Origin of the sequence: Acinetobacter sp. YH12226 (assembly GCF_013417805.1) — a bacterium.
In the GTDB taxonomy this organism is placed as follows: Bacteria; Pseudomonadota; Gammaproteobacteria; order Pseudomonadales; family Moraxellaceae; genus Acinetobacter.
The window spans coordinates 121413-142372 of the sequence record NZ_VPDG01000005.1; the positions used below are offsets into that span (position 1 = coordinate 121413).

The following is a 20960-nucleotide window of genomic DNA, read 5'->3' on the forward strand; positions in this document are numbered from 1 at the left end:
ACTCATGTTAAATGCATATATTTATGATGGTTTACGTTCACCAATCGGTCGTCATGCAGGAAGTCTGGCAAGCGTACGTCCAGATGATCTGGCAGCGACCGTAATTAAAAACCTGCTGGAAAAAACCGGTATTCCGGCAGCAGATGTAGAAGATGTAATCTTTGGGAGTACCAATCAGGCCGGTGAAGACAGCCGTAATGTGGCACGTTTTGCAGCATTGTTAGCGGGTATGCCGGTAACAGTTCCGGGGCAGACGGTAAACCGCTTATGTGCATCAGGTCTCGGTGCTGTGATTGATTCGGCACGTGCCATCACTGCAGGCGAAGGCGAGTTGTACATTGCTGGTGGCGTAGAAAGTATGACCCGCGCGCCTTTTGTGATGGGCAAAGCAGAAAGTGCTTATTCACGTGATGCCAAAATTTATGACACCACGATTGGTACCCGTTTCCCGAACCGTAAATTTACGGATCAGTTTGGCGCGCACAGCATGCCTGAAACAGGTGATAACGTGGCTGAAGAATTCGGTATTAGCCGTGAACAGGCTGATACCTTTGCTGCTGCATCACAGGCAAAATATCAGGTAGCGAAAGAATCAGGTTTCTTTGAAGGTGAAATTACCCCGATTGAAGTTTCTCAAGGACGCAAATTGCCGCCTAAACAAATTACTGAGGATGAGCATCCACGTGCATCTTCAACATTTGAAGCTTTATCCAAGTTAAAACCGCTATTTGAAGGTGGTGTAGTAACAGCGGGTAATGCATCAGGAATCAATGACGGTGCTGCAGCACTGATTATCGGCAGTGAAAAAGTTCAGGAACAGTATGGCTTAAAACCTTTGGCTCGTATCCTGTCTTCTGCAGCCGCTGGCATTGAGCCACGCATCATGGGTGCAGGCCCAATTGAAGCGATTAAAAAGGCAGTACAACGTGCTGGTTTGACGCTAGACGATATGGATATCATCGAGATTAATGAAGCCTTTGCCAGTCAGGTATTATCTTGCCTGAAAGGTCTGGATGTCGCTTTGGATGATCCGCGTGTCAATCCAAATGGTGGTGCGATTGCCATTGGTCATCCACTGGGCTGTTCGGGTGCGCGTTTGGCTTTAACCGTTGCACGTCAGTTACAGCGTACCGGTAAAAAATATGCCGTGATTAGTCTGTGTATCGGTCTGGGTCAAGGCTTGGCGATGGTGATTGAAAACCCTGAAGCTGCATCACAGCTTTAGTCATAGTCTTAATGCCATGTATCTATGATATGCATGGCATTCTTTATTGGGATTTTTCTTTCAAAATAAAAATCCCTGCACATGCAGGGATTGATTACATCACTGTAATGATTTACTTACGGGCAGTGACTAATAAAGTCGCTGAACCAAAAGCATAAACTTTACCTTCTTTATCGATAATTCGGCCTTCTGAGGTCAGTACATTACGCCCGATCCGGATGACTTCACCAATAGCTGTATAGGTTTCGCCGCTTTTCATCGCTTTCAGCATTTTTACATTCAGGTCAATGGTCGAGAAACTGACACCTGCATCTACTGTCGTATGCACGGCAGCGCCAGTGGCACTATCTAGAACCGTTGCACAAAAGCCGCCATGAATACCACCCTGTAAATTATAATGGCGCTGATCAGGACGCACCTCATATTCCACATAGTTTTCGCGTACCAAGATCAGACGCATGGGAATAATTTCACTCATGGCTGAACTGGAAATTTCCCCATTCTTAATTGCGGTTAGATATTCGAGTCCGTTTAATTGTGATGTTAACATATCAACTCCTTGTAATGATTTATTTCGCTTTATGAAATAATATTCTGTTTTTCTAAAATTATGATATAACAGATAGTGATCGAAATGCTATATTTTTCCAGGATGGAACGATGACAATAAAAAATCTCGTCACAGATGCTGAATGGCAGGCACGTTGTGAACTCGCAGCGCTTTATCGCATTATTGCGCATTACCGGATGACTGATCTAATTGATACCCACATCAGTTTAAGAGTTCCTAATCAGCCTGACTGTTTTCTGATTAATCAGTATGGTGTTGCTTTTGAAAAAATGCGTGCTTCAACGCTGGTCAAGATTAATCATGAAGGGCAGGTCGTAGAAAGCTATGAACAGGACAAGCCGGTGAATATGGCTGGCTTCGTCATCCACTCCGCAATTCACGAAGCACATGCTCATCTGAACTGCGTCATTCATACACATACCGCAGATGGGATAGCCGTTTCTGCCCAGAAACATGGACTTTTGCCAATTTCCCAGCATGCGCTGAAATTTTATCAGCAGGTGGCCTATCACGAATATGAAGGCGTGGCACTCTCAACAGATGAGCAGGAGCGCCTGATTCAGGACCTAGGCGGCCATCGCGCCATGATTTTACGCAATCACGGACTTTTAACGGCTGGCGAAACGATCGCTCGGGCCTTTCATGAAATCTATTTTCTGGAGCGTGCCTGTCAGGCACAGGTGAAGGCCTTAAGTGGCGGTGCTGAATTGCATTATCCAGCAGAAGAAGTCCGAATTAAAACTGCTAAACAGTTCGCCAGTCCGTTGGTAGAACCGATTTTACAGCGTGCCTGGCAGGCTGCGTTATCCCTGATTGAGCATCAATATACGGAGTATGCATCATGATTGTGATATCAAGTACTGTGCCGAACATTGAAGCCATTCTGGTCAAGTCTTTTCAGAAATATGCCCCTGAGAGCAGTTTTTGTACAGTGGACAGCCCGGAAGCAGAGCAGGCGACCACGGCCGCATGCTGGTTTCCAGATCTGGAGAAATTGCAGCAGCTCCCAAAACTTGGCCTGATTCATTCGATTGCGGCAGGAGTCGAGCATTTAAACTTGAATGAGATAAGACCTGATCAAGCCGTGTGCCGGGTACTCGATCCGCATCATCAAAAAGGCATGTTTGATTACCTGCTTTGGGGTGTGCTGTATTTTCAGCGTTATTTTGACCGCATGATTCAGCAACAAAAGCAGCAGCTATGGAAGCAGTATCGTCAGAGTTATAGCCAGCATATCCAGATCGGGATTATGGGTCTTGGGCATATGGGGTCTTATGTAGCGGAACGTCTTGCCGACATGGGCTATCAGGTCTCGGGCTGGGCCAATTCCCCGAAAGAGATTGATCAGGTTAAAAGCTATGTCGGTTCAGAACAGTTGTCCGATTTCCTGGCTCAAAGCCAGATCCTGATTAACCTGTTGCCACTTACAGAAAAAAATACCGGCATTCTATCTGCTGAATTATTCCAGCAACTCCCTGAACAGGCAGCATTAATTCATGTAGGAAGGGGTCAGCATTTAATCGAGCAGGATCTACTCAATGCACTGGATTCCGGCCAGTTACGTGGTGCAATTATCGACGTATTTGAACAGGAGCCATTAGCTGCTGAACATCCATTCTGGCAGCATGAAAAGATCGTAGTTACGCCACATGTCGCCTCACATGCACCCATGTCTGTGGTAGTGGAACAGATTCTGGAAAATGACCGACGCTTAAATCTCGGGCTGGATTTGTGCCATCAGGTAGATGTCAATAAAGGCTATTAATTGTAGGGATACAGGCAAAAAAATAAGGAAATTGATGATGTGGGAAACGATTCAAACTCAGGTTCAGCAAGGCGTCGCAACCTTAAGCTTTAACCGTCCGGATTCACTCAACAGTTTTAACCGGCAAATGCATGAGGAAGTGCAGCAGGTGCTGAAAAACTGGAATACAGATCCGGATATTCGAGTGATTGTGATTCGCGGCAAAGGCTGGGCGTTTTCAGCGGGACAGGATTTAAAAGAACGTGCTGGACAGCTCGGCAATGTGCCTTTGCCACCGCAAGGCTCGCTGGCCAAATACTATAATCCCTTGATTAATCTGATCCGCCAGAGTCCCAAACCGGTAATCGCAGCAGTGAATGGTGTGGCTGCTGGTGCAGGTGCCAATATCGCGCTGGCCTGTGATCTGGTCATTGCCAAGGAAAGTGCCCGATTTATTCAGGCCTTTTCTAAAATTGGCTTGATTCCTGATGCCGGTGGCACCTGGATGTTGCCACGTTTAATCGGTTATGCACGTGCCATGGCACTTACTTTTCTGGGCGAACCGGTGCATGCCAAAGAGGCCGCTGAAATGGGCATGATCTGGAAAATGCTTCCAGATACAGAATTTGATGCTTATATCGACGACATTGCACACCGATTATCTCAACAGCCGACTTATGCGCTGGCTTTAACCAAACAGGCCTTGCAACGCAGTGCTGAAAATAACATAGACCAGCAACTGGAGCTGGAACAAAACCTGCAATATCTGGCTCTGAGCAGTCAGGACTATAAAGAAGGTGTCCAGGCTTTTGTCGAAAAACGCCCTGCACAATTTACCGGATGCTAAGGAGAGCATTTATGAAAATTCAGACCCGTATTACCGAGCTTTTAGGCATTCGCTATCCAATTATTCAGGGCGGCATGATGTGGGTCGGTACCGCAGAAATGGCCAGTGCCGTATCTAATGCAGGTGGCTTGGGAACATTAACGGCATTGACTCAACCGACGCCTGAAGCCTTGGTCAAGGAAATTGCACGCTGCCGAGAAATGACCGATCAGCCTTTTGCGGTCAATCTGACTTTATTGCCCGCTGTGAATCCGCCGCCATATGCAGAATACCGACAGGCGATCATTGAAAGCGGTATCAAAATCGTAGAAACAGCAGGCAACAAGCCACATGAACATATTGAGGCGTTTAAGCAACACGGCATTATTGTCATTCATAAATGTACTTCCGTCCGTCATGCGCTTTCAGCACAAAGAATCGGTGCGGATATCATTTCGATTGATGGTTTTGAATGTGCGGGCCATCCGGGTGAAGACGATATTCCTGGCCTGATTTTAATTCCTGCGGCAGCAGATCAGCTCACTGTGCCGATTGTGGCCAGTGGCGGTTTTGCTGATGGTCGTGGTCTGGTCGCAGCTTTGGCTTTGGGTGCCGAAGGCATCAATATGGGTACACGCTTTTGTGCCACTAAGGAAGCGCCGATCCATTCAAACATCAAACAGTTCTATGTCGATAATGATGAAAGGGCGACACATCTGCTGTATCGACAGTTCCGAAATACCGCCCGTGTTGCCAAAAATGCAGTATCTGATCTAGTGGTTAAAATGAGTGAAGATCCAAATCTGCAATTTGAACAGATTCGTCCCTATGTCAGCGGTTTAAAAGGCAAGCTCGCTTTAGAAAATGGCGATGTGGATGCGGGAGTTCTGACTGCAGGTCAAGTGATGGGATTGATTCATGACATTCCGACTTGTCAGGCGCTGATCGAAAATATCATGCAAGATGCAGAGCAAATTATTCATCAACGTCTGACTCATTTCTTGGCTCGTTGAACCATTTCATTGACGATCAAACAAAAAAGCCATTCCGTCATGAATGGCTTTTTTTCATCCTGAAGATTTTTTATTTTTAAATGGGAAATTTCATCGAATGACTAGATTTTATTCTTTAAATTATATTATAGTGGATTTAAAACATAATTTCGTATTATGAAATTAATTGTCATAAATATACAAATTAGAACTCATACAAGGGAATTACGATGAGAAATTATATTGCGCCATTAAAAGACATGAAGTTTGTCCTGAAAGACCTGTTAAACGTTGAACAGAAATATCAGGGCTATGCAAAATTCGCTGACAAGGTTTCTATGGATATTATGGAGCAATATCTGGAAGTCGCTGCGGACTTTTGCCAAAACGAACTTCTACCGATTAATGCGACAGGCGACCAGCAGGGTTGCCGTTTGCAGGATGGCGTCGTAACCACCCCGGATGGGTTTAAAGCAGCTTATGACAAATATGTAGAACTCGGCTTTACCTCATTAACTGGTGACGAAGCATATGGCGGTCAGGGCTTCCCGACTTTATACCGTATTGCCATTTCTGAAATTATTACTGCAACCAACTGGTCTTGGGGCATGTACCCAGGCCTGTCCCATGGTGCCATGCGTACTTTAGAGCACCACGGTAGCGATGAACAGAAACAGAAATTCCTGGTACCTTTAATTGCAGGTCGCTGGACGGGAACCATGTGCTTGACTGAATCTCATGCCGGTTCTGACCTAGGTTTAATCCGTACCAAAGCAGTGCCAAATGAAGACGGCAGTTACAGCATCAGTGGTGAGAAAATCTTTATCTCAGCCGGTGAACATGACCTGGCTGAAAATATCGTGCATATCGTACTGGCACGTTTGCCAGATGCACCTGCGGGAACCAAAGGTATTTCGCTGTTTATTGTGCCGAAATACAACCTGGATGAAGCAGGTAATGTGGCTTCCCGTAATGGCGTGGTATGTAGCGCTCTTGAACACAAGATGGGCATTCACGGTAACGCGACCTGTGTGCTGAATTTTGATAATGCCAAAGGTTTCCTGATTGGGCCTGAAAATCGCGGCCTAAACTGCATGTTTACCTTTATGAACTCGGCACGTATCGGTACAGCCATTCAAGGCTTGGCAGCAGCAGAGTCTTCTTACCAGGGGGCATTGGCTTATGCCCAAGACCGTCTGGCGATGCGTTCACTTGAAGGTGCGAAAGCGCCAGGCCAACCTGCAGATCCGATTATCGTGCATCCGGCAGTACGTAACATGCTGCTGACTCAAAAGGTGTTTGCAGAAGGTTCACGTGCACTTGCATATTATCTGGCGACCTATGCCGATATCGCTGAAGCCACTGACAGCCCGGAAGAAAAGAAAGCAGCTGAAGACCGTCTAGCATTATTAACCCCTATTGCCAAAGCATTAATGACCGAAACCGGCATAGAAGCGGCTAAACATGGTATGCAGGTTTTCGGTGGTCACGGTTATATTGCTGAACATGGCATGGAACAGATTGCCCGTGATGCACGTATTGCCAGCCTCTATGAAGGAACCACTGAAATTCAGTCCATTGACTTGCTGGCGCGTAAAGTGCTGGGCTCAAAATTGGGTCTGTTGACCGCATTAACCGAGGAAATTCAAGGCTTTGTAAAAGAACATCAACAACATGCCCAGTTTAGCCAGCAAGTTGCACAAGTCAGCCAGTTGACTGAACAATGGCTGGAATTAACCAGAACCATTCAGGAGCAGGCTCAGCAGTCTGCCAATGAAATTGGGGCAGCATCAGTTGACTACCTATATTTCTCTGGTTATGTCGTGTCCGCTTATCTGTGGCTGAAAATGGCAATTACTGCGCAGCAGAAAATTGAAGAAGGTAATACTGATCCGTTCTATGCAGCCAAGATCAAAACTGCACAATTCTTCTTTGCACGTATTTTGCCAAGAACTTCAACCCACTTTGCCAATATTCAGGCGGGTGGTGAAAGCCTGTTTTTACTTGAACCTGAAGAGTTCAAATTCGATTAAAGCTTTTGACCCACGATACTCGTGTCGTGGGTCTTTTTTAATAATTTTTGCATCCTCACCCAATTCAAATATTGAGATTTATTCTCGGATATTGAATAAACCATAAAATAACAAGATCAGGAGTCTATATGGATTTAGACATGATTACTCGACAGTGTCCTTATTCTGATCTGCAACTTACTTTTCATGAAGTCGGACAGCGTTCTGCATTTCCCACTATTATTCTGATTCATGGCACCGGTGGAAATACCGACAAGCATTTCAGCTATATTTTTCCGATGCTGGGTATTCATCAGCGGGTTTTATCCATTGATTTACATACCCCAGATAAAGCTGATCTAAAGGTGACCGATTTTAGCCAGCAGGTTGAAGCACTGATTCAGCATGCGGTTGCAGAAGATGAAATCATTACAGTGGTCGGCTATTCACTCGGTGCCGTGATTGCTGCACAAGTAACAGCCAGTTTAAAACAGCGCGTAGCGCGTTTGATCCTGTTAGCCGGTTGGGCCAAAACCAGCTCGGTGCAACAACTACGTACTGTCATTTGGCAGCAATTATTTACTGAACAATCTGCGGCCTTGCCTCATTTTGTCAATTATTGCCTGTATAGCGATGATTATCTGTCTGCACGAAGCGAACAGCAGGTGTTGGATCTGGCACGCTTTGTCAAACCTTCCCAAGATGCAGCCAAACAGCGTGAACTGAATTATCGCATTGATATTACATCGATCTTGCCTGAGATTCGTGCAGAGACGTTGATTGTGGCTTGCCGTGAAGACCGCATGGTACCTGTAGCGCAAGCTAAACTGCTGTTTGCTTCAATTTCGAACAGTCGCTATATCGAAATTTCTTCAGGACATGCGCTCTATGTCGAAGCGCCAGCCGAAGTGGTGCAACTGGTAAACCAGTTTAGCCAGCATCCAGAACAATATCCGGTGAATCAAAAAATCCAGCCTTATATGCCTTAAAGGAGATAAATAATGCAAGCTCAAGGACAGCGCAGCAAGATTCTAATTGTAGGCAGCGGTTTTGGTGGTTTGGGAATGGCAATCCGCCTTAAACAGCAGGGCATCCACGATTTTAAAATCATTGAACGTGCAGCAGAAGTGGGCGGTACTTGGCGTGACAATACCTATCCCGGAGTCGCCTGTGACGTACCCTCCCATTTATATTCTTTTTCTTTTATTAAAAATCCGGACTGGTCACGCATCTTTCCGCAAGGGGCAGAAATCCAGCGCTATTTAATTCAGGGCTGTGATCAGGAGCAGATTCGTCCACATATTGATTTTCATACGTTGCTGGAAAAAGCCAGCTGGAATGCCAAAGAACGCATCTGGGAAATTCAGACCTCCAAAGGCCCGTATCAGGCAGATTTTTTAATGACTGCAACCGGCCATCTTGCGGATGAACATCTCCCACAAATACCGGGTCTGGAAGAATTTCAAGGCCAGGTGATGCATTCTGCGCGCTGGAATCATCAGGTGAATCTGGATAATCAGCGTGTCGTGGTGGTGGGTTCAGGGGCTTCAGCCGTTCAGCTTGTGCCGGAAATTGCCAAAACAGCAAAAAGCCTAACTGTCTTGCAACGTAGTGCGCCATATATTTTGCCCCGACCAGATCGACCTTATTCTGAGTCAGAAAAACAGCTTTTCCGCAAAGATCCTGACAGTATGTCGGCATTAAGACATGCTTTGTTCTGGGGCAATGAATACAATTTCGCGCAGCGTCGTAACCTGAAAAGTCAGATTGAGCGGGTCAAGAAAAACTGTCTACAGTTTTTGCAGCATCAGGTTTCAGATCCTGAGTTACGGCGTAAACTTACCCCGCATTATGAGCCGGGTTGCAAGCGCTTATTGTTGTCTAATGATTATTATCCGACTTTTCTAAAACCAAATGTCACACTTGAAGACTCAGCATTGGCAGAAGTTACGAAAGACGGTGTATTAAGCCAGGCTGGAAATAAATTTTCTGCAGATATCATCGTATTTGCGACAGGATTTGAAGCGGCGCGTCCACCCTATGCCGCAAAAGTGGTGGGTAAACAGGGTTTAAGCCTGGAACAGCAATGGTCCAGCGGTATGCAGGGTTATCAGTCAACGACCGTACACAACTTTCCAAACCTGTTCATTCTGAATGGGCCAAATACAGGCAGTGGGCATAATTCAGCGCTTTATTTTCTGGAAACCCAGTTTGATCTGGTACTGGATGCCTTGCAGTTTTTTGAGCAGGAACAGATTCAGGTCTTTGAAGCAGATCAAGAGGCTGAAAATAGCTATATGCAGGAGCTACAGCAGCTTTCCCAAGGTAGTGTCTGGTTATCGGAAAGCTGTAAAAGCTGGTATCTGGACCCGGTCAGTCGCAAGCTGACTTTGGTCTGGCCGGATTATGCTCATTCATTTAGGGATAAAAATCAGCATTTTATTCGTAGCGGTTATCACTACCAGTATGTTGAATCGAGACAGCAGAAAGTGGTTTAAAAATATTTAATTAAAATCAAAATCTTATGGTTTAAATGATACAAAATAAATGTAAATCCAGGACAGGAGTATAGTCATGAGCAGTCAGCCATGGATGGAAGAATATAAAAAGTGGAATATCAATCCGGAGTTTACCCGGCCAGATCCTGAGAAAACCCTGAGCACGACAATTGCTGAGAATTTGGTAAAATTTCAGGATAAAACCGCATTTATCTATCTGGATCGTAAATTCAGCTATCACGATATCGATGTGTATAGCCAGAAACTGGCAAGCTATTTACAGAGCCTTGGGCTGACTGCTGGCAGCCGTATTGCGGTGATGCTGCCTAATATTATTCAATATCCAATCGCGACCTTTGCCATTATTCGGGCCGGTTATGTGCTGGTCAATGTCAACCCCATGTACACCCAGCGCGAGCTCTATCATCAGCTACAGGATTCAGGTGCAGAAGCCTTGATTATCCTGGGACAGACTTTGGAGCAATTAACAGCACTAGATGAATGTCCTCAACTCAAATATGTCATTTCAACGCATCCGCTGGATTTTATTCAAGAGCAACCAAGTGCTATTTATAGTCAGGCAGCACAATATCCGGATAAACAGTTTTCTGACTTTAGACAGGCAATAAATCAGGTAGAGATTATTGATTTTGAACCGCCTGTACAGCATCAGGAAGATACGGTCATTCTGCAATATACGGGAGGTACCACAGGTGTTTCTAAAGGTGCAGAACTGAGCCATCGCAATATTTTATTTAATATCGCCCAGAACAGTACCGTGTTTATCAGCCATTTTGGTGACCGCTATGCCGCTGAAAATGAATATGTATTCTGTGCCTTGCCGCTGTATCACATTTATGGATTTACCATCTGCCTGTTCAGTTACGGTTTAAGCCGTGGTTTCGCCAATGTCCTGATTCCCAATCCGAGAGATCTGGATGCTTTGGTGGATCAATACCAGAAACATCCACCCACTGTTTTCCCCGGGGTGAATACCATGTTTAATGCCTTGGCGCATCATTCACATTTTCGTGAGCTGGATCATTCAAGCCTGAAAACCACAACCGGCGGAGGAGCATCTATTCTGAAAAATACGGCAGAGTTATGGCATGAGGTCACAGGCTGTCAGATTTATGAAGGCTACGGACTTTCTGAAACCTCACCAACTGCAACTTTTAACCCGCCTTTAAGCCGGCGATTTAGTGGCACGATTGGCTTGCCATTGGCAGGGACTGAAATTCTGATTCTGAATGATGAAGGAAAACCTGTAGAACTTAATCAGGCTGGAGAAATCGCCATACGTGGTCCACAGGTGATGAAAGGATACTGGCAGCAACCCGAAGCAACAGCACAGGTATTTACCAAAGATGGATTCTTCCTGACAGGTGATATCGGTTGTATGGACGAACAAGGCTATATCACCATTCTGGACCGCAAAAAAGACATGATTCTGGTCTCCGGATTTAATGTTTATCCAAATGAGCTGGAAGGCGTGCTGTCCAAACATCCTAAAATACTGGAATGTGCAGTGATTGGTATTGATGATGAAAAGTCTGGACAGGTACCCAAGGCATTTATTGTGAAACAGGATGAAACTCTGACCCAAGATGAAGTCATGACTTATCTGAAGCAGCAACTGACCAGTTATAAATTGCCCAAATACATTGAGTTTGTGGCTGGATTACCAAAGTCTGCAGTAGGAAAAATTCTGCGTCGCGAGCTGCCTCGTACTGTTCAGCCGAGCGCCAAAGCCTGTTAAGGAATGATCTAATCCATTATCTTTAAAATAAAAAAGGAATCGCAAGATTCCTTTTTTATTGCTTGCAGGCTTATCGCTGCTGGATGACTTTTTTGCTTTTCAGTTCTTCTATTTCAGCAGAACTTAAATATTGACTCAAAATGGCATCGGTATCTTCACCCAGACAAGGGGGTGCCTTTTTATATTCTACCGGTGTCTTGGAGAGTTTGATCGGTGAACCGATTGAGGTGTAATCTTCACGTAAAGTATGCGGCATCTGAATCACCATATCGCGTGCCAATACCTGTTCTTCTTGCAAAGTCTGTTTCAGGTCATTGATCATTCCTACCGGCACTTTAACCGCATGGATTAAATCCACCCAGGTTTTTGCCGGTTTAGTATAGAAATGAGCCTGTAGAACTATGGTCAATTCTTCACGATGTGTAACACGTCCAGAATTTTTTAAGAAGCGAGGATCTTCTGCCACCTTAGCCAGACCAACGGCCTGACACAAAGCTTGGAATTGCAGATCGTTACCACAGGCGATAATAAATTCACCTTCCTGGGCTTTAAACACCTGATAGGGCACAATATTGGCATGTGCATTTCCGAAGCGACCGGGGACTTTGCCTGAGGTGAGATAATTCATGGCCAGAACAGAGAGGGAAGCAACCTGGGTATCTAACAGCGCCATATCAATATACTGACCTTCACCGGTTTTCTCACGGGACAACAAAGCCGCCTGAATGGCAATTGCGGCATATAAGCCGGTGGTCAGATCGGCAAAGGCCAGACCTGCTTTTTGCGGGCCACCTCCTGGAAGGTCATCACGTTCCCCCGTAACACTCATCATGCCGCCCATACCCTGAACAATGAAGTCATAACCTGGCTCTTGCGCACGCGGACCATTTTGACCAAAGCCAGTAATGGAACAGTACACCAGACGCGGATTTAGCTGGCTCAGACTTTCATAATCCAGCCCATATCGTTTCAACGAACCGGCTTTATAGTTTTCAATGACTACATCACTCTGTTCAGCAAGTTTTTTGATAATACTTTGACCTTCAGGTGTAGATAAATCGATTGCAACCGAATGCTTGCCACGGTTGGCTGACAGGTAATAAGCCGATTCATGGGTATCTTGCTGCTGATTGTTTTTAAGCCAAGGTGGTCCCCAGATACGGGTATCATCCCCATGATCCGGTTTTTCAATCTTGATCACTTCTGCACCCAGATCAGCCAGAATCTGGCTACACCAGGGCCCAGCCAAAATCCGGCTTAAATCCAGTACACGAAATCCTGTTAAGGCACCCATTATTACGCTCCCTGTTCGATCATATTCAAATGACATATCGTTCTTATCCCTCTTTTTAAAGCTATATGAAAATGAAAGAACAATCAACTTTATGATAATAAATTTCGTATAACAAAATAAAACATCTAAAATGATGAATATTCATCTTATTTTCTTTAGCCTGATGCAAATATAAGTATGAACGAAGAACAAGAGGTCACTGATAAAAAGGAAAAAGCGATCTCCCAGACAGGATTAAAAAAGGAGTCAATCAAGTGAATTAAAAACGGATTAGCCTTAAAGCATATTCATTAGCGGAATAGCTTTAAATATAAAAGATCATGAAAACCTAAGGATAGGAAAACAGAGATTTAAATATGACGGATTTAGCGAGAGAATTAGAAAAGATTAAACCTACGACCAAACGAACCCAGCAGATTGCCTTTGTATTTGCCTTTTTGGCACTCTTGGTCGATGGCGCGGACATGCTACTGCTATCCTTCAGCTTAAACAGCCTGAAAGCAGAGTTTGGTCTCAGTAATCTGCAGGCCGGTACACTAGGCAGTTTTACCTTAGCAGGTATGGCGATTGGTGGCTTTATGGGTGGCTGGGCCGTGTACGTACCGTAGTCATTTCAATTCTGATCTTTTCAGTATTAACTGCAGCCTTGGGCTTTACCCAAAATTATGAACAGTTCGCCGTACTACGTTTTCTGTCTGCATTTGGGATCGGGTCTTTATATATTGCAGCTAGTACCCTGATGGCTGAATATGTACCAACCAAATACCGGACTACAATTTTAGGTACCTTACAGGCAGGTTGGACGGTCGGCTATATCGTAGCTACTGTATTGGCAGGTTGGATTATTCCTGAATATGGCTGGCGTACACTGTTTTTTGTCGCGATTATCCCATCCGTCATGGCGATTTTTATCCAGAAACTGGTTCCTGAACCAGAATCGTGGCAGCGTGCAAGATTACTGCGTTTATATGCACCCGCTGAAAAAACCATCAAACAGCCTGTTAAGAAAAGTACCGCCAAAGAAATCTTTGCAGATCCTGCGAATCGCAAGATGTTTATTTTATGGATTTTTACGGCTGGGTTCCTGCAGTTTGGCTATTACGGTGTAAATAACTGGATGCCTGCTTATCTAGAATCTGAATTACACATGAATTTTAAATCAATGGCGGGTTATATGATCGGGACTTATGTCGCCATGATTTTTGGTAAAGTTCTGGCCGGCTTTGCTGCAGACCGTTTAGGTCGACGCGCCGTTTTCTCGTTTGGCGCGATTGGTACGGCAATTTTCCTACCGGTAATTGTGCTGTTCAACACCCCGGATAATATTGCCTATCTGCTGATTTTCTTCGGCTTCCTATATGGCATTCCATATGCGATTAATGCCACATATATGACTGAAAGCTTTGCGACATCGATCCGTGGTACAGCAGTCGGTGGTGCTTATAATGCAGGTCGTATTGGGGCCATGTTTGCACCTGCGATTATTGGCGCGGCAGCCAGCGGTGGTTCAATTGGTCTAGGCTTCCTGATTATGGGCGGTGCTTATTTCTTATGTGGGGCAGTGTCCGGGATTTTCATCAAAGACCGCCAATACGATCCACAAAAGGCATAATGATATTTTAAACAATGATGTTAAAAATGAGCCTCATAAGGGCTCATTTTTTTTATCTATTTATTTTAAAAATAAGTTTTCTATTTTTTATTGGTCCGACTCTTTTTGCAGATGAATACTTTTTAGTCCATCATTTACTTTATTGAGTAGATGAATCAGGGTAATCACATCATCAAAAGCCAGTTTATTTAAGGCCTGTCCATAAAACTCAAAAAAATCATCCTGCAGACTATCCCAGGTCTGAAAACCTTCAGTGGTGAGTGCAACAATTTTGGCACGTCGATCCTGCTCATTGATCACTCGCTCTACCAGTCCATCACGTTCCAGTCTTTTTAATACGGCATCCAGATTTTGTCGGCTTACCCCCAGATATTCGGTCAGATCTGAAAAAGACATTCCTGATTTAACTTTTGGACGGGACAGGGCACCCAGCACTGCCCAATGTACTGGAGATATTTTTAGCTCATTGAGGCACTTGCGGTCCAGGCTGTTGCCCACCTGAAACAGCCGGAAAAAAAGCCGGTTATGAGCAGAATATAAGGATTGATCATATTTTTTTGACAACGTATCACTCACAATATTGGACATCCTCAAAACTGAAATAGCCGAGCCGCGCAGAGTATAACCTATCGCTTTTTCGCACAAACCAGTTTCTATTATAATTTGATTTAAAAATCATAGTGTTTTTGCAGAAATTTTCCTATTTAAATTCTGAGTCAATCAGTTTTATGGTTTGGAAATCTCTCTTTTTCTCCTCACTTCCATTGCGCTCACTCGTCAAATATCTAAGGTTTTCTTCCTAATTTTAAAGGAATAAATTATCTGTCATGCAAAAGACATAATTTGGCCCTAGAATGAAGTCGGATTCAAATTAATCTAAAGCCAAAAAACAATATAGGTCAATACATTGAATAATTAAAAATATTAAGCTAATGATAAATATATAAATAATAATTTATAATTATTATTTTATGTAAATTAATTGACATAAATTCAATCTCTTTCTATTTTAGATAAAACACACCGAATTAAAACAACAGCCAATTAAATTCGACAACAAAATAGCGTAGGGATGAGCAATGAAAGGACTAAAAGACAAGGTTGTGATTGTGACAGGCGGAGCAGGCGGAATTGGTTCAGCCACCTGCCGACGTCTGGCAGAGCAAGGCGCTAAAGTTGCCATTTTTGATATGAATCTGGAAGCGGCTGAAAAGCTGGCAAATGAAATCAATCAATATGGTCAGGCACTGGCAATTCAGTGTGATATTACCTAAATGGACGTGGTTGAGCAGGCGGTTCAAAAAACCAAAACTGAACTCGGTCCAATTGATGGACTGGTCAACAATGCCGGCTGGGATATTTTTAAACCTTTTGTTAAAACCAATCCGCAGGAATGGGAAAAACTGATCCAGATTAATCTGGTCGGTATGCTGAATATGCATTTTGTAGTGCTGAAAGGCATGGTTGAACGCAATTCCGGCAGTATTGTCAATATTGCTTCTGACGCAGCTCGGGTCGGTTCTTCAGGTGAAGCAGTCTATGCGGCCTGTAAAGGCGGCTTGTTATCTTTCTCTAAAACGCTGGCACGTGAACACTCACGTCACAACATCAAAATAAACGTGATTTGCCCGGGACCCACCGATACGGCTTTGCTTGCAGGCGTGACTGAAGGTGCATCAAATCCGGAAAAATTACGTGAAGCCTTTATTCGTGCCATTCCGCTGGGTCGCTCGGGTCAGCCGGATGATTTAGCTTCTGCCATTGCCTTTTTCTTGAGTGATGACGCCAGCTTTATTACCGGGCAGGTACTCAGTGTTTCTGGCGGTTTAACCATGAACGGTTAAACGGACATCATCATTAAATCTCATAATAAACACAGTTCAATCAGATAGATAAAAACAGTACAGGATGTAAAGAAAATGAATTTTGAAGATATCTTATATGAAGTTAAAAACGGTGTTGCCTGGATCACAATTAACCGTCCGGAAAAAATGAATGCCTTCCGTGGCACCACCTGTGACGAACTGATCAAGGCATTGAATAAAGCAGGTTATGACCGTAACGTGGGTGCAATTGTATTGGCAGGCGCGGGTGAGAAAGCTTTCTGTACCGGTGGTGACCAGTCTGCACACGATGGCAATTATGATGGCCGTGGAACGATCGGCTTGCCGATGGAAGAGTTGCATACCGCCATCCGCGATGTACCTAAACCGGTAATTGCACGCGTACAGGGCTATGCTATTGGCGGTGGCAATGTGTTGGCAACCATTTGTGACCTGACCATCTGTTCAGACAAAGCCATTTTTGGCCAGGTTGGTCCGAAAATGGGATCGGTTGATCCGGGCTATGGCACGGCATTTTTAGCGCGTGTGGTAGGTGAGAAGAAGGCCCGTGAAATCTGGTATATGTGCCGCCGTTATTCTGGTCAGGAAGCTGTGGAAATGGGTCTGGCGAATAAATGCGTACCGGCCGATCAACTGGATGCCGAAGTGCAGGCCTGGGCTGAAGAAATCTGTCAGCGTAGTCCGACTGCCATTGCAATTGCCAAACGCAGTTTCAATATGGATACCGCACATCAGGCGGGTATTGCTGGCATGGGCATGTATGCGCTGAAACTTTATTACGATACTGAGGAGTCTCGTGAGGGAGTCAATGCACTGAAAGAAAAACGTCAGCCTGAATTCCGTAAATATGCTAAATAAGGAGACTACTCCATGAAAAAGAATCCTTATATCACTGAAGAACTCGAGTTTTTGGCAGAAACAGCAGAAAAATTTGCCCAGAAATATATTGCTCCCGGCTTTCTGGAACGCGATCAGAGCCGAGTCTTTGACCGTGATCTGGTCAAAAAGATGGGTGAAATGGGTTTTATTGCACCTGAACTGCCGGAACAATACGGCGGTCAGGGCATGGGCAGACTGGCGGCCGGAATTATCCATGAAGCCATTGCCAAGGCAGATTTAAGTTTCTCCTATATCAACCTGCTGGCTTCCCTAAATGGGCAGATTCTGGCCGAACATGGTCAGCCTGAAGTGGTTGAGCCTTGGTTAAAAAAACTCACTGCAGGCGAGGCTATCTTTTCAATAGCCTTGACCGAGCCACGTGGTGGTTCAGATGCAGCGAATTTACGTTTAAAGATTGAACGTGATGGCGATGAATATGTCATTAATGGCGAAAAGACCTCAATTTCTGCGGCCGATCAGGCAGATGCTTCGGTGGTTTTTGGCCGCACTGGCGCCAATGAAGATGGTGCGCATGGCGTGACAGCGCTCTTGGTTCCGATGAATTTACCGGGCATTAGTACCACACGTTTTGACTGTCATGGTCAGCGCGCCATTGGTCGCGGTTCAATCTTTTTTGACAATGTTCGCGTGCCAGTCAATCACCATCTAGGGGATGAAAACAAAGGTTTTGTGCAGGTGATGCAGGGCTTTGATTTTTCACGCGCACTGATTGGCCTGCAGGTCTTGGCCGTTGCACGGGTGAGTCTGGATGAAGCCTGGGAATATGCCGCGCAACGCGAAGCTTTTGGTCAGCCATTGACTGCTTTTCAGGGAGTTTCACATCCTCTCGCGGAATACGAAACTCAGGTTGAGGCTGCACGCTTACTTTGCCTGCAAACCTTATGGCTCAAGGACAATCATCTGCCACATACCTCTGAAGCAGGCATGTGTAAATGGTGGGGGCCAAAACTGGCCTATGATGTGATTCATCAATGTCTGTTGACTTTTGGCCATGCTGGTTATGACCGTGGTGTGATGGAACAGCGTATGCGGGATGTACTCGGTTTCCAGATCGGTGATGGAACAGCACAAATCATAAAAACGATTATTGCGCGGCATAAGGCAGGACGTAAGGCTGTACCAGCTTAAGGAAAATAAGCACAGGCCTGAACTAAAATTATAATGAGGAGTAAGCGAATGGATTTCGATGCGGTTCTGATCCCGGCCAGAAAAGAGGCCATGCTCAAACAGGGATAGTGGTTAAATCAAACGATTCTCGATTTTTTACGCAGTGCCGTAGAAAAAAATCCGGACAAAACAGCTTTGGTAAGCGTTAAGGTTGAGAATCAAACTGAACAGACTTTCAGCTATCAGCAGCTTTGGGACATGACCAATAAAATTGCACTGGGCTTGAGACAACTCGGTGTTGAAAAAAATGATGTGGTGTCTTACCAGTTACTGAACTGGTGGGAGTTTACCTTGTTATATCTGGCTTGTAGCCGTATCGGTGCAGTACTCAATCCGCTTATGCCGATCTTCCGTGAACGTGAACTGGAATTCATGCTCAAACATGGTGAATCTAAAATTTTTGTCGTACCACAAACATTCCGCAATTTTAATCATGAACAACTGGCCAATCAGCTGCAAAACAAGCTGGACACCCTGAAACACGTAGTTGTAGTGAATGGAGAAGGTGAGAATAATTTTGATCGCCTGTTACTCAACCATGGTCTGGAACAGAGTGCTGCAGCTGTTGCTGCACTAAATGGACTGGAATCTGGCCCGGATGACATTACCCAGCTGATCTTTACCTCGGGCACCACAGGTGAACCGAAAGGCGTGATTCATACCGCTAATACCTTGTTTTCCAATATTGTGCCTTATGCCGAACGACTGTATTTAACTGAAAATGATGTGGTGTTAATGGCCTCGCCGATGGCACACCAGACCGGTTTTATGTATGGCCTGATGATGCCAATTCAGCTGAATACCAAAGTGGTGTTGCAGGATGTTTGGGATGTGTCCAAAGCCGTAGATCTAATTCATCAGCATCAGGTGAATTTCACCATGGCCTCGACCCCATTCCTGAATGACCTGTCCAATACCGTGGCGGAACAGCATGACAAGGTTGATTCACTAAAAATTTTCCTGTGTGCTGGTGCACCCATTCCGGGGCCATTGGTACAAAAAGCCCGGGAAATTCTGGGCGTTAAAGTCATATCCGCTTGGGGTATGACCGAATGTGGTGCAGTGACGCTGACCCGACCTGAAGATGAGGATGAACACTCTTTCAATACGGATGGCATCGCTTTACCTGGTGTTGAAATCAAGATCGTGAATAAAAAAGGTCAGACCAAAGCCGTGAATGAATCCGGGCGTTTGATGATCCGCACCTGTTCAAATTTTGGCGGTTATTTAAAACGTCCACATTTGAATGATACGGATGCCGAAGGCTGGTTTGATACTGGCGATATTGCCTATCAGGACGAGCATGGCTATATTCGGATTTGCGGACGTAAGAAGGATGTGATTATTCGTGGTGGAGAAAATATTCCGGTCGCGGAAATTGAATCACTACTTTATAAGCATCCGAATATCGCCACAGTAGCTTTAGTGGCTTATGCAGATGAGCGAATGGGCGAGCGTTCTTGTGCAATCATCAAGCTGAAAGATCAGACAAAGCCGTTAAGTTTTAATGAGCTGGTAGATTTCCTGAAAACTCATAATCTGGCTATGCAGTATCTTCCGGAACGCCTGGAAATCTGGGAGGATATTCCGATGACCCCATCGGGAAAAATCCAGAAGTTTAAACTCAGAGAATTACTGGCTCAGCATATTGCCTCAACGGCAGTTGAAGCGAACTAAATCTGGGAATAAATAGATAAATTAAACCCTGAATAATCTTGCATCATTCAGGGTTTTTCTTATTCAAAAAGAAGCGATCTAAAAGGTTAATACGAATTTTAGATTAACTTCTACTTTAATAATTTTAATAAAGCTTCAGCCGTTGCAGCAGAAGAGGCGGGGTTTTGTCCAGTAATGAGCAGACCATCTTGTTGCACGTATACCTGCCAGTCCTCAGTTTTGGAATATTTTCCACCTTTTTCTTTCAGCATGTCTTCCACTAGAAATGGGACAACATCGGTTAGGCCTACGCCGTCTTCTTCGGTATTAGTAAAACCGGTGACTGTCTTGCCTTCTACAATAGAACGGCCTTCGGCATCTTTGACTTCACGAAGTACACCCGGTGCATGACAGACCAGCGCAACAGGTTTATCTTCCTGTAAAGTCTGCTCAATTAAAGAAATAGAATTCTGGTCTTTGGCTAGATCCCATAATGGACCGTGACCACCCGGATAGAACACGGCATCAAAATCCTGATTTAAGACTTCACTCAGTTTATGCGTATTGGCAAGTGCCTGCATGGCCACTTCATCTGCTTCAAAGCGTTTGGTAGTTTCGGTTTGCGCATCCGGCTCATTACTTTTTGGATCTAATGGTGGCTGACCACCTGCAGGAGAAGCCAAAACTACCTCTGCGCCTGCATCGACAAAGGTGTAATAAGGCGCAGCTAGCTCTTCCAACCAGAAGCCAGTTTTTTTGCCAGTATCGCCCAGCTGGTCATGTGAAGTCAGTACCATCAAGATTTTCATATTATTTTCCTGTAGCTCATTAAAAAACATCGCGAATGATCGACTGTTAAT

15 protein-coding genes and 3 pseudogenes are annotated in these 20960 nt (G+C 44.8%); 14 read left to right on the forward strand and 4 right to left on the reverse strand.

Going from position 1 to position 20960, the window contains the following annotated elements; genetic code table 11:
* Positions 1-4 precede the first annotated feature (4 nt).
* Positions 5-1225 (forward strand): 3-oxoadipyl-CoA thiolase, encoded by a 1221-nt coding sequence (locus tag FTV08_RS07620; RefSeq protein WP_180087007.1) that lies wholly within the window; start codon positions 5-7, stop codon positions 1223-1225.
* A gap of 112 nt (positions 1226-1337) precedes the next feature.
* On the opposite strand, the gene FTV08_RS07625 is transcribed toward FTV08_RS07620, so the two are convergent.
* Entirely contained in the window at positions 1338-1775 is a 438-nt protein-coding gene (locus FTV08_RS07625) for a PaaI family thioesterase (protein ID WP_180087008.1), read from the reverse strand.
* A 110-nt stretch (positions 1776-1885) separates the two neighbouring features.
* On the opposite strand from FTV08_RS07625, the gene FTV08_RS07630 reads away from it, so the two are divergent.
* The 8 genes from FTV08_RS07630 (at position 1886) to FTV08_RS07665 (ending at position 11627) form a co-directional block, all read left to right on the forward strand.
* Entirely contained in the window at positions 1886-2641 is a 756-nt protein-coding gene (locus FTV08_RS07630; protein ID WP_005222162.1) for a class II aldolase/adducin family protein, read from the forward strand.
* On the forward strand, positions 2638-3561 hold the full coding sequence (locus FTV08_RS07635; protein ID WP_180087009.1) for a glyoxylate/hydroxypyruvate reductase A: 924 nt from the start codon (positions 2638-2640) through the stop codon (positions 3559-3561). Before FTV08_RS07630 ends, FTV08_RS07635 begins: the two co-directional genes overlap by 4 nt.
* A gap of 37 nt (positions 3562-3598) precedes the next feature.
* A complete protein-coding gene (locus tag FTV08_RS07640; RefSeq protein ID WP_180087010.1) occupies positions 3599-4387 on the forward strand; it encodes an enoyl-CoA hydratase-related protein in 789 nt (262 codons plus the stop codon).
* A gap of 11 nt (positions 4388-4398) precedes the next feature.
* Complete coding sequence (locus FTV08_RS07645) at positions 4399-5379, forward strand: nitronate monooxygenase family protein (protein WP_180087011.1); 981 nt, start codon at positions 4399-4401, stop codon at positions 5377-5379.
* A gap of 209 nt (positions 5380-5588) precedes the next feature.
* Positions 5589-7391 carry an acyl-CoA dehydrogenase C-terminal domain-containing protein gene (locus FTV08_RS07650; RefSeq protein WP_180087012.1) on the forward strand — a complete coding sequence of 601 codons (1803 nt, stop codon included), beginning with the start codon at positions 5589-5591 and terminating at the stop codon, positions 7389-7391.
* A gap of 128 nt (positions 7392-7519) precedes the next feature.
* On the forward strand, positions 7520-8359 hold the full coding sequence (locus FTV08_RS07655; RefSeq protein ID WP_180087013.1) for an alpha/beta fold hydrolase: 840 nt from the start codon (positions 7520-7522) through the stop codon (positions 8357-8359).
* A 12-nt stretch (positions 8360-8371) separates the two neighbouring features.
* A complete protein-coding gene (locus tag FTV08_RS07660) occupies positions 8372-9868 on the forward strand; it encodes an NAD(P)/FAD-dependent oxidoreductase (protein WP_180087014.1) in 1497 nt (498 codons plus the stop codon).
* Between the two features lie 76 nt (positions 9869-9944).
* Positions 9945-11627: an AMP-binding protein gene (locus FTV08_RS07665; protein ID WP_180087015.1), complete on the forward strand. Its 1683-nt coding sequence runs from the start codon at positions 9945-9947 to the stop codon at positions 11625-11627.
* Positions 11628-11697: 70 nt separating this feature from the next.
* Here FTV08_RS07665 and FTV08_RS07670 read toward each other — a convergent pair whose 3' ends face one another.
* Positions 11698-12921 (reverse strand): CaiB/BaiF CoA-transferase family protein, encoded by a 1224-nt coding sequence (locus tag FTV08_RS07670; RefSeq protein ID WP_180087016.1) that lies wholly within the window; start codon positions 12919-12921, stop codon positions 11698-11700.
* A gap of 356 nt (positions 12922-13277) precedes the next feature.
* On the opposite strand from FTV08_RS07670, the pseudogene FTV08_RS07675 reads away from it, so the two are divergent.
* Positions 13278-14533, forward strand: a pseudogene (locus FTV08_RS07675) (MFS transporter).
* An 87-nt stretch (positions 14534-14620) separates the two neighbouring features.
* Here FTV08_RS07675 and FTV08_RS07680 read toward each other — a convergent pair.
* Positions 14621-15109 carry a MarR family winged helix-turn-helix transcriptional regulator gene (locus FTV08_RS07680; protein ID WP_034706362.1) on the reverse strand — a complete coding sequence of 163 codons (489 nt, stop codon included), beginning with the start codon at positions 15107-15109 and terminating at the stop codon, positions 14621-14623.
* A gap of 503 nt (positions 15110-15612) precedes the next feature.
* Here FTV08_RS07680 and FTV08_RS07685 point away from each other — a divergent pair.
* From FTV08_RS07685 to aliA, 4 genes and pseudogenes are all read left to right on the forward strand, one after another.
* Positions 15613-16377, forward strand: a pseudogene (locus FTV08_RS07685) (glucose 1-dehydrogenase).
* 75 nt (positions 16378-16452) lie between these two features.
* Positions 16453-17235 (forward strand): 2-ketocyclohexanecarboxyl-CoA hydrolase, encoded by a 783-nt coding sequence (gene badI, locus FTV08_RS07690; protein ID WP_101162355.1) that lies wholly within the window; start codon positions 16453-16455, stop codon positions 17233-17235.
* Between the two features lie 12 nt (positions 17236-17247).
* Positions 17248-18405, forward strand: coding sequence for a cyclohexanecarboxyl-CoA dehydrogenase (aliB, locus tag FTV08_RS07695; RefSeq protein WP_180087017.1), 1158 nt, complete (start codon positions 17248-17250; stop codon positions 18403-18405).
* Positions 18406-18453: 48 nt separating this feature from the next.
* A pseudogene (aliA, locus tag FTV08_RS07700) lies at positions 18454-20121 on the forward strand (cyclohexanecarboxylate-CoA ligase).
* Between the two features lie 110 nt (positions 20122-20231).
* Here aliA and FTV08_RS07705 read toward each other — a convergent pair.
* Positions 20232-20909 (reverse strand): type 1 glutamine amidotransferase domain-containing protein, encoded by a 678-nt coding sequence (locus FTV08_RS07705; RefSeq protein ID WP_180087018.1) that lies wholly within the window; start codon positions 20907-20909, stop codon positions 20232-20234.
* Positions 20910-20960 lie beyond the last annotated feature (51 nt).

What these genes read in the sequence shown, in the direction of transcription:
- FTV08_RS07655 (WP_180087013.1), top strand. Translation starts at nt 7,520, where the DNA reads ATGGATTTAGACATGATTACTCGACAGTGTCCTTATTCTGATCTGCAA.
- FTV08_RS07645 (WP_180087011.1), top strand. Translation starts at nt 4,399, where the DNA reads ATGAAAATTCAGACCCGTATTACCGAGCTTTTAGGCATTCGCTATCCA.
- FTV08_RS07640 (WP_180087010.1), top strand. Translation starts at nt 3,599, where the DNA reads ATGTGGGAAACGATTCAAACTCAGGTTCAGCAAGGCGTCGCAACCTTA.
- FTV08_RS07670 (WP_180087016.1), bottom strand. Translation starts at nt 12,921, where the DNA reads ATGGGTGCCTTAACAGGATTTCGTGTACTGGATTTAAGCCGGATTTTG.
- badI (WP_101162355.1), top strand. Translation starts at nt 16,453, where the DNA reads ATGAATTTTGAAGATATCTTATATGAAGTTAAAAACGGTGTTGCCTGG.
- aliB (WP_180087017.1), top strand. Translation starts at nt 17,248, where the DNA reads ATGAAAAAGAATCCTTATATCACTGAAGAACTCGAGTTTTTGGCAGAA.
- FTV08_RS07660 (WP_180087014.1), top strand. Translation starts at nt 8,372, where the DNA reads ATGCAAGCTCAAGGACAGCGCAGCAAGATTCTAATTGTAGGCAGCGGT.
- FTV08_RS07665 (WP_180087015.1), top strand. Translation starts at nt 9,945, where the DNA reads ATGAGCAGTCAGCCATGGATGGAAGAATATAAAAAGTGGAATATCAAT.
- FTV08_RS07705 (WP_180087018.1), bottom strand. Translation starts at nt 20,909, where the DNA reads ATGAAAATCTTGATGGTACTGACTTCACATGACCAGCTGGGCGATACT.
- FTV08_RS07630 (WP_005222162.1), top strand. Translation starts at nt 1,886, where the DNA reads ATGACAATAAAAAATCTCGTCACAGATGCTGAATGGCAGGCACGTTGT.
- FTV08_RS07620 (WP_180087007.1), top strand. Translation starts at nt 5, where the DNA reads ATGTTAAATGCATATATTTATGATGGTTTACGTTCACCAATCGGTCGT.
- FTV08_RS07625 (WP_180087008.1), bottom strand. Translation starts at nt 1,775, where the DNA reads ATGTTAACATCACAATTAAACGGACTCGAATATCTAACCGCAATTAAG.
- FTV08_RS07635 (WP_180087009.1), top strand. Translation starts at nt 2,638, where the DNA reads ATGATTGTGATATCAAGTACTGTGCCGAACATTGAAGCCATTCTGGTC.
- FTV08_RS07650 (WP_180087012.1), top strand. Translation starts at nt 5,589, where the DNA reads ATGAGAAATTATATTGCGCCATTAAAAGACATGAAGTTTGTCCTGAAA.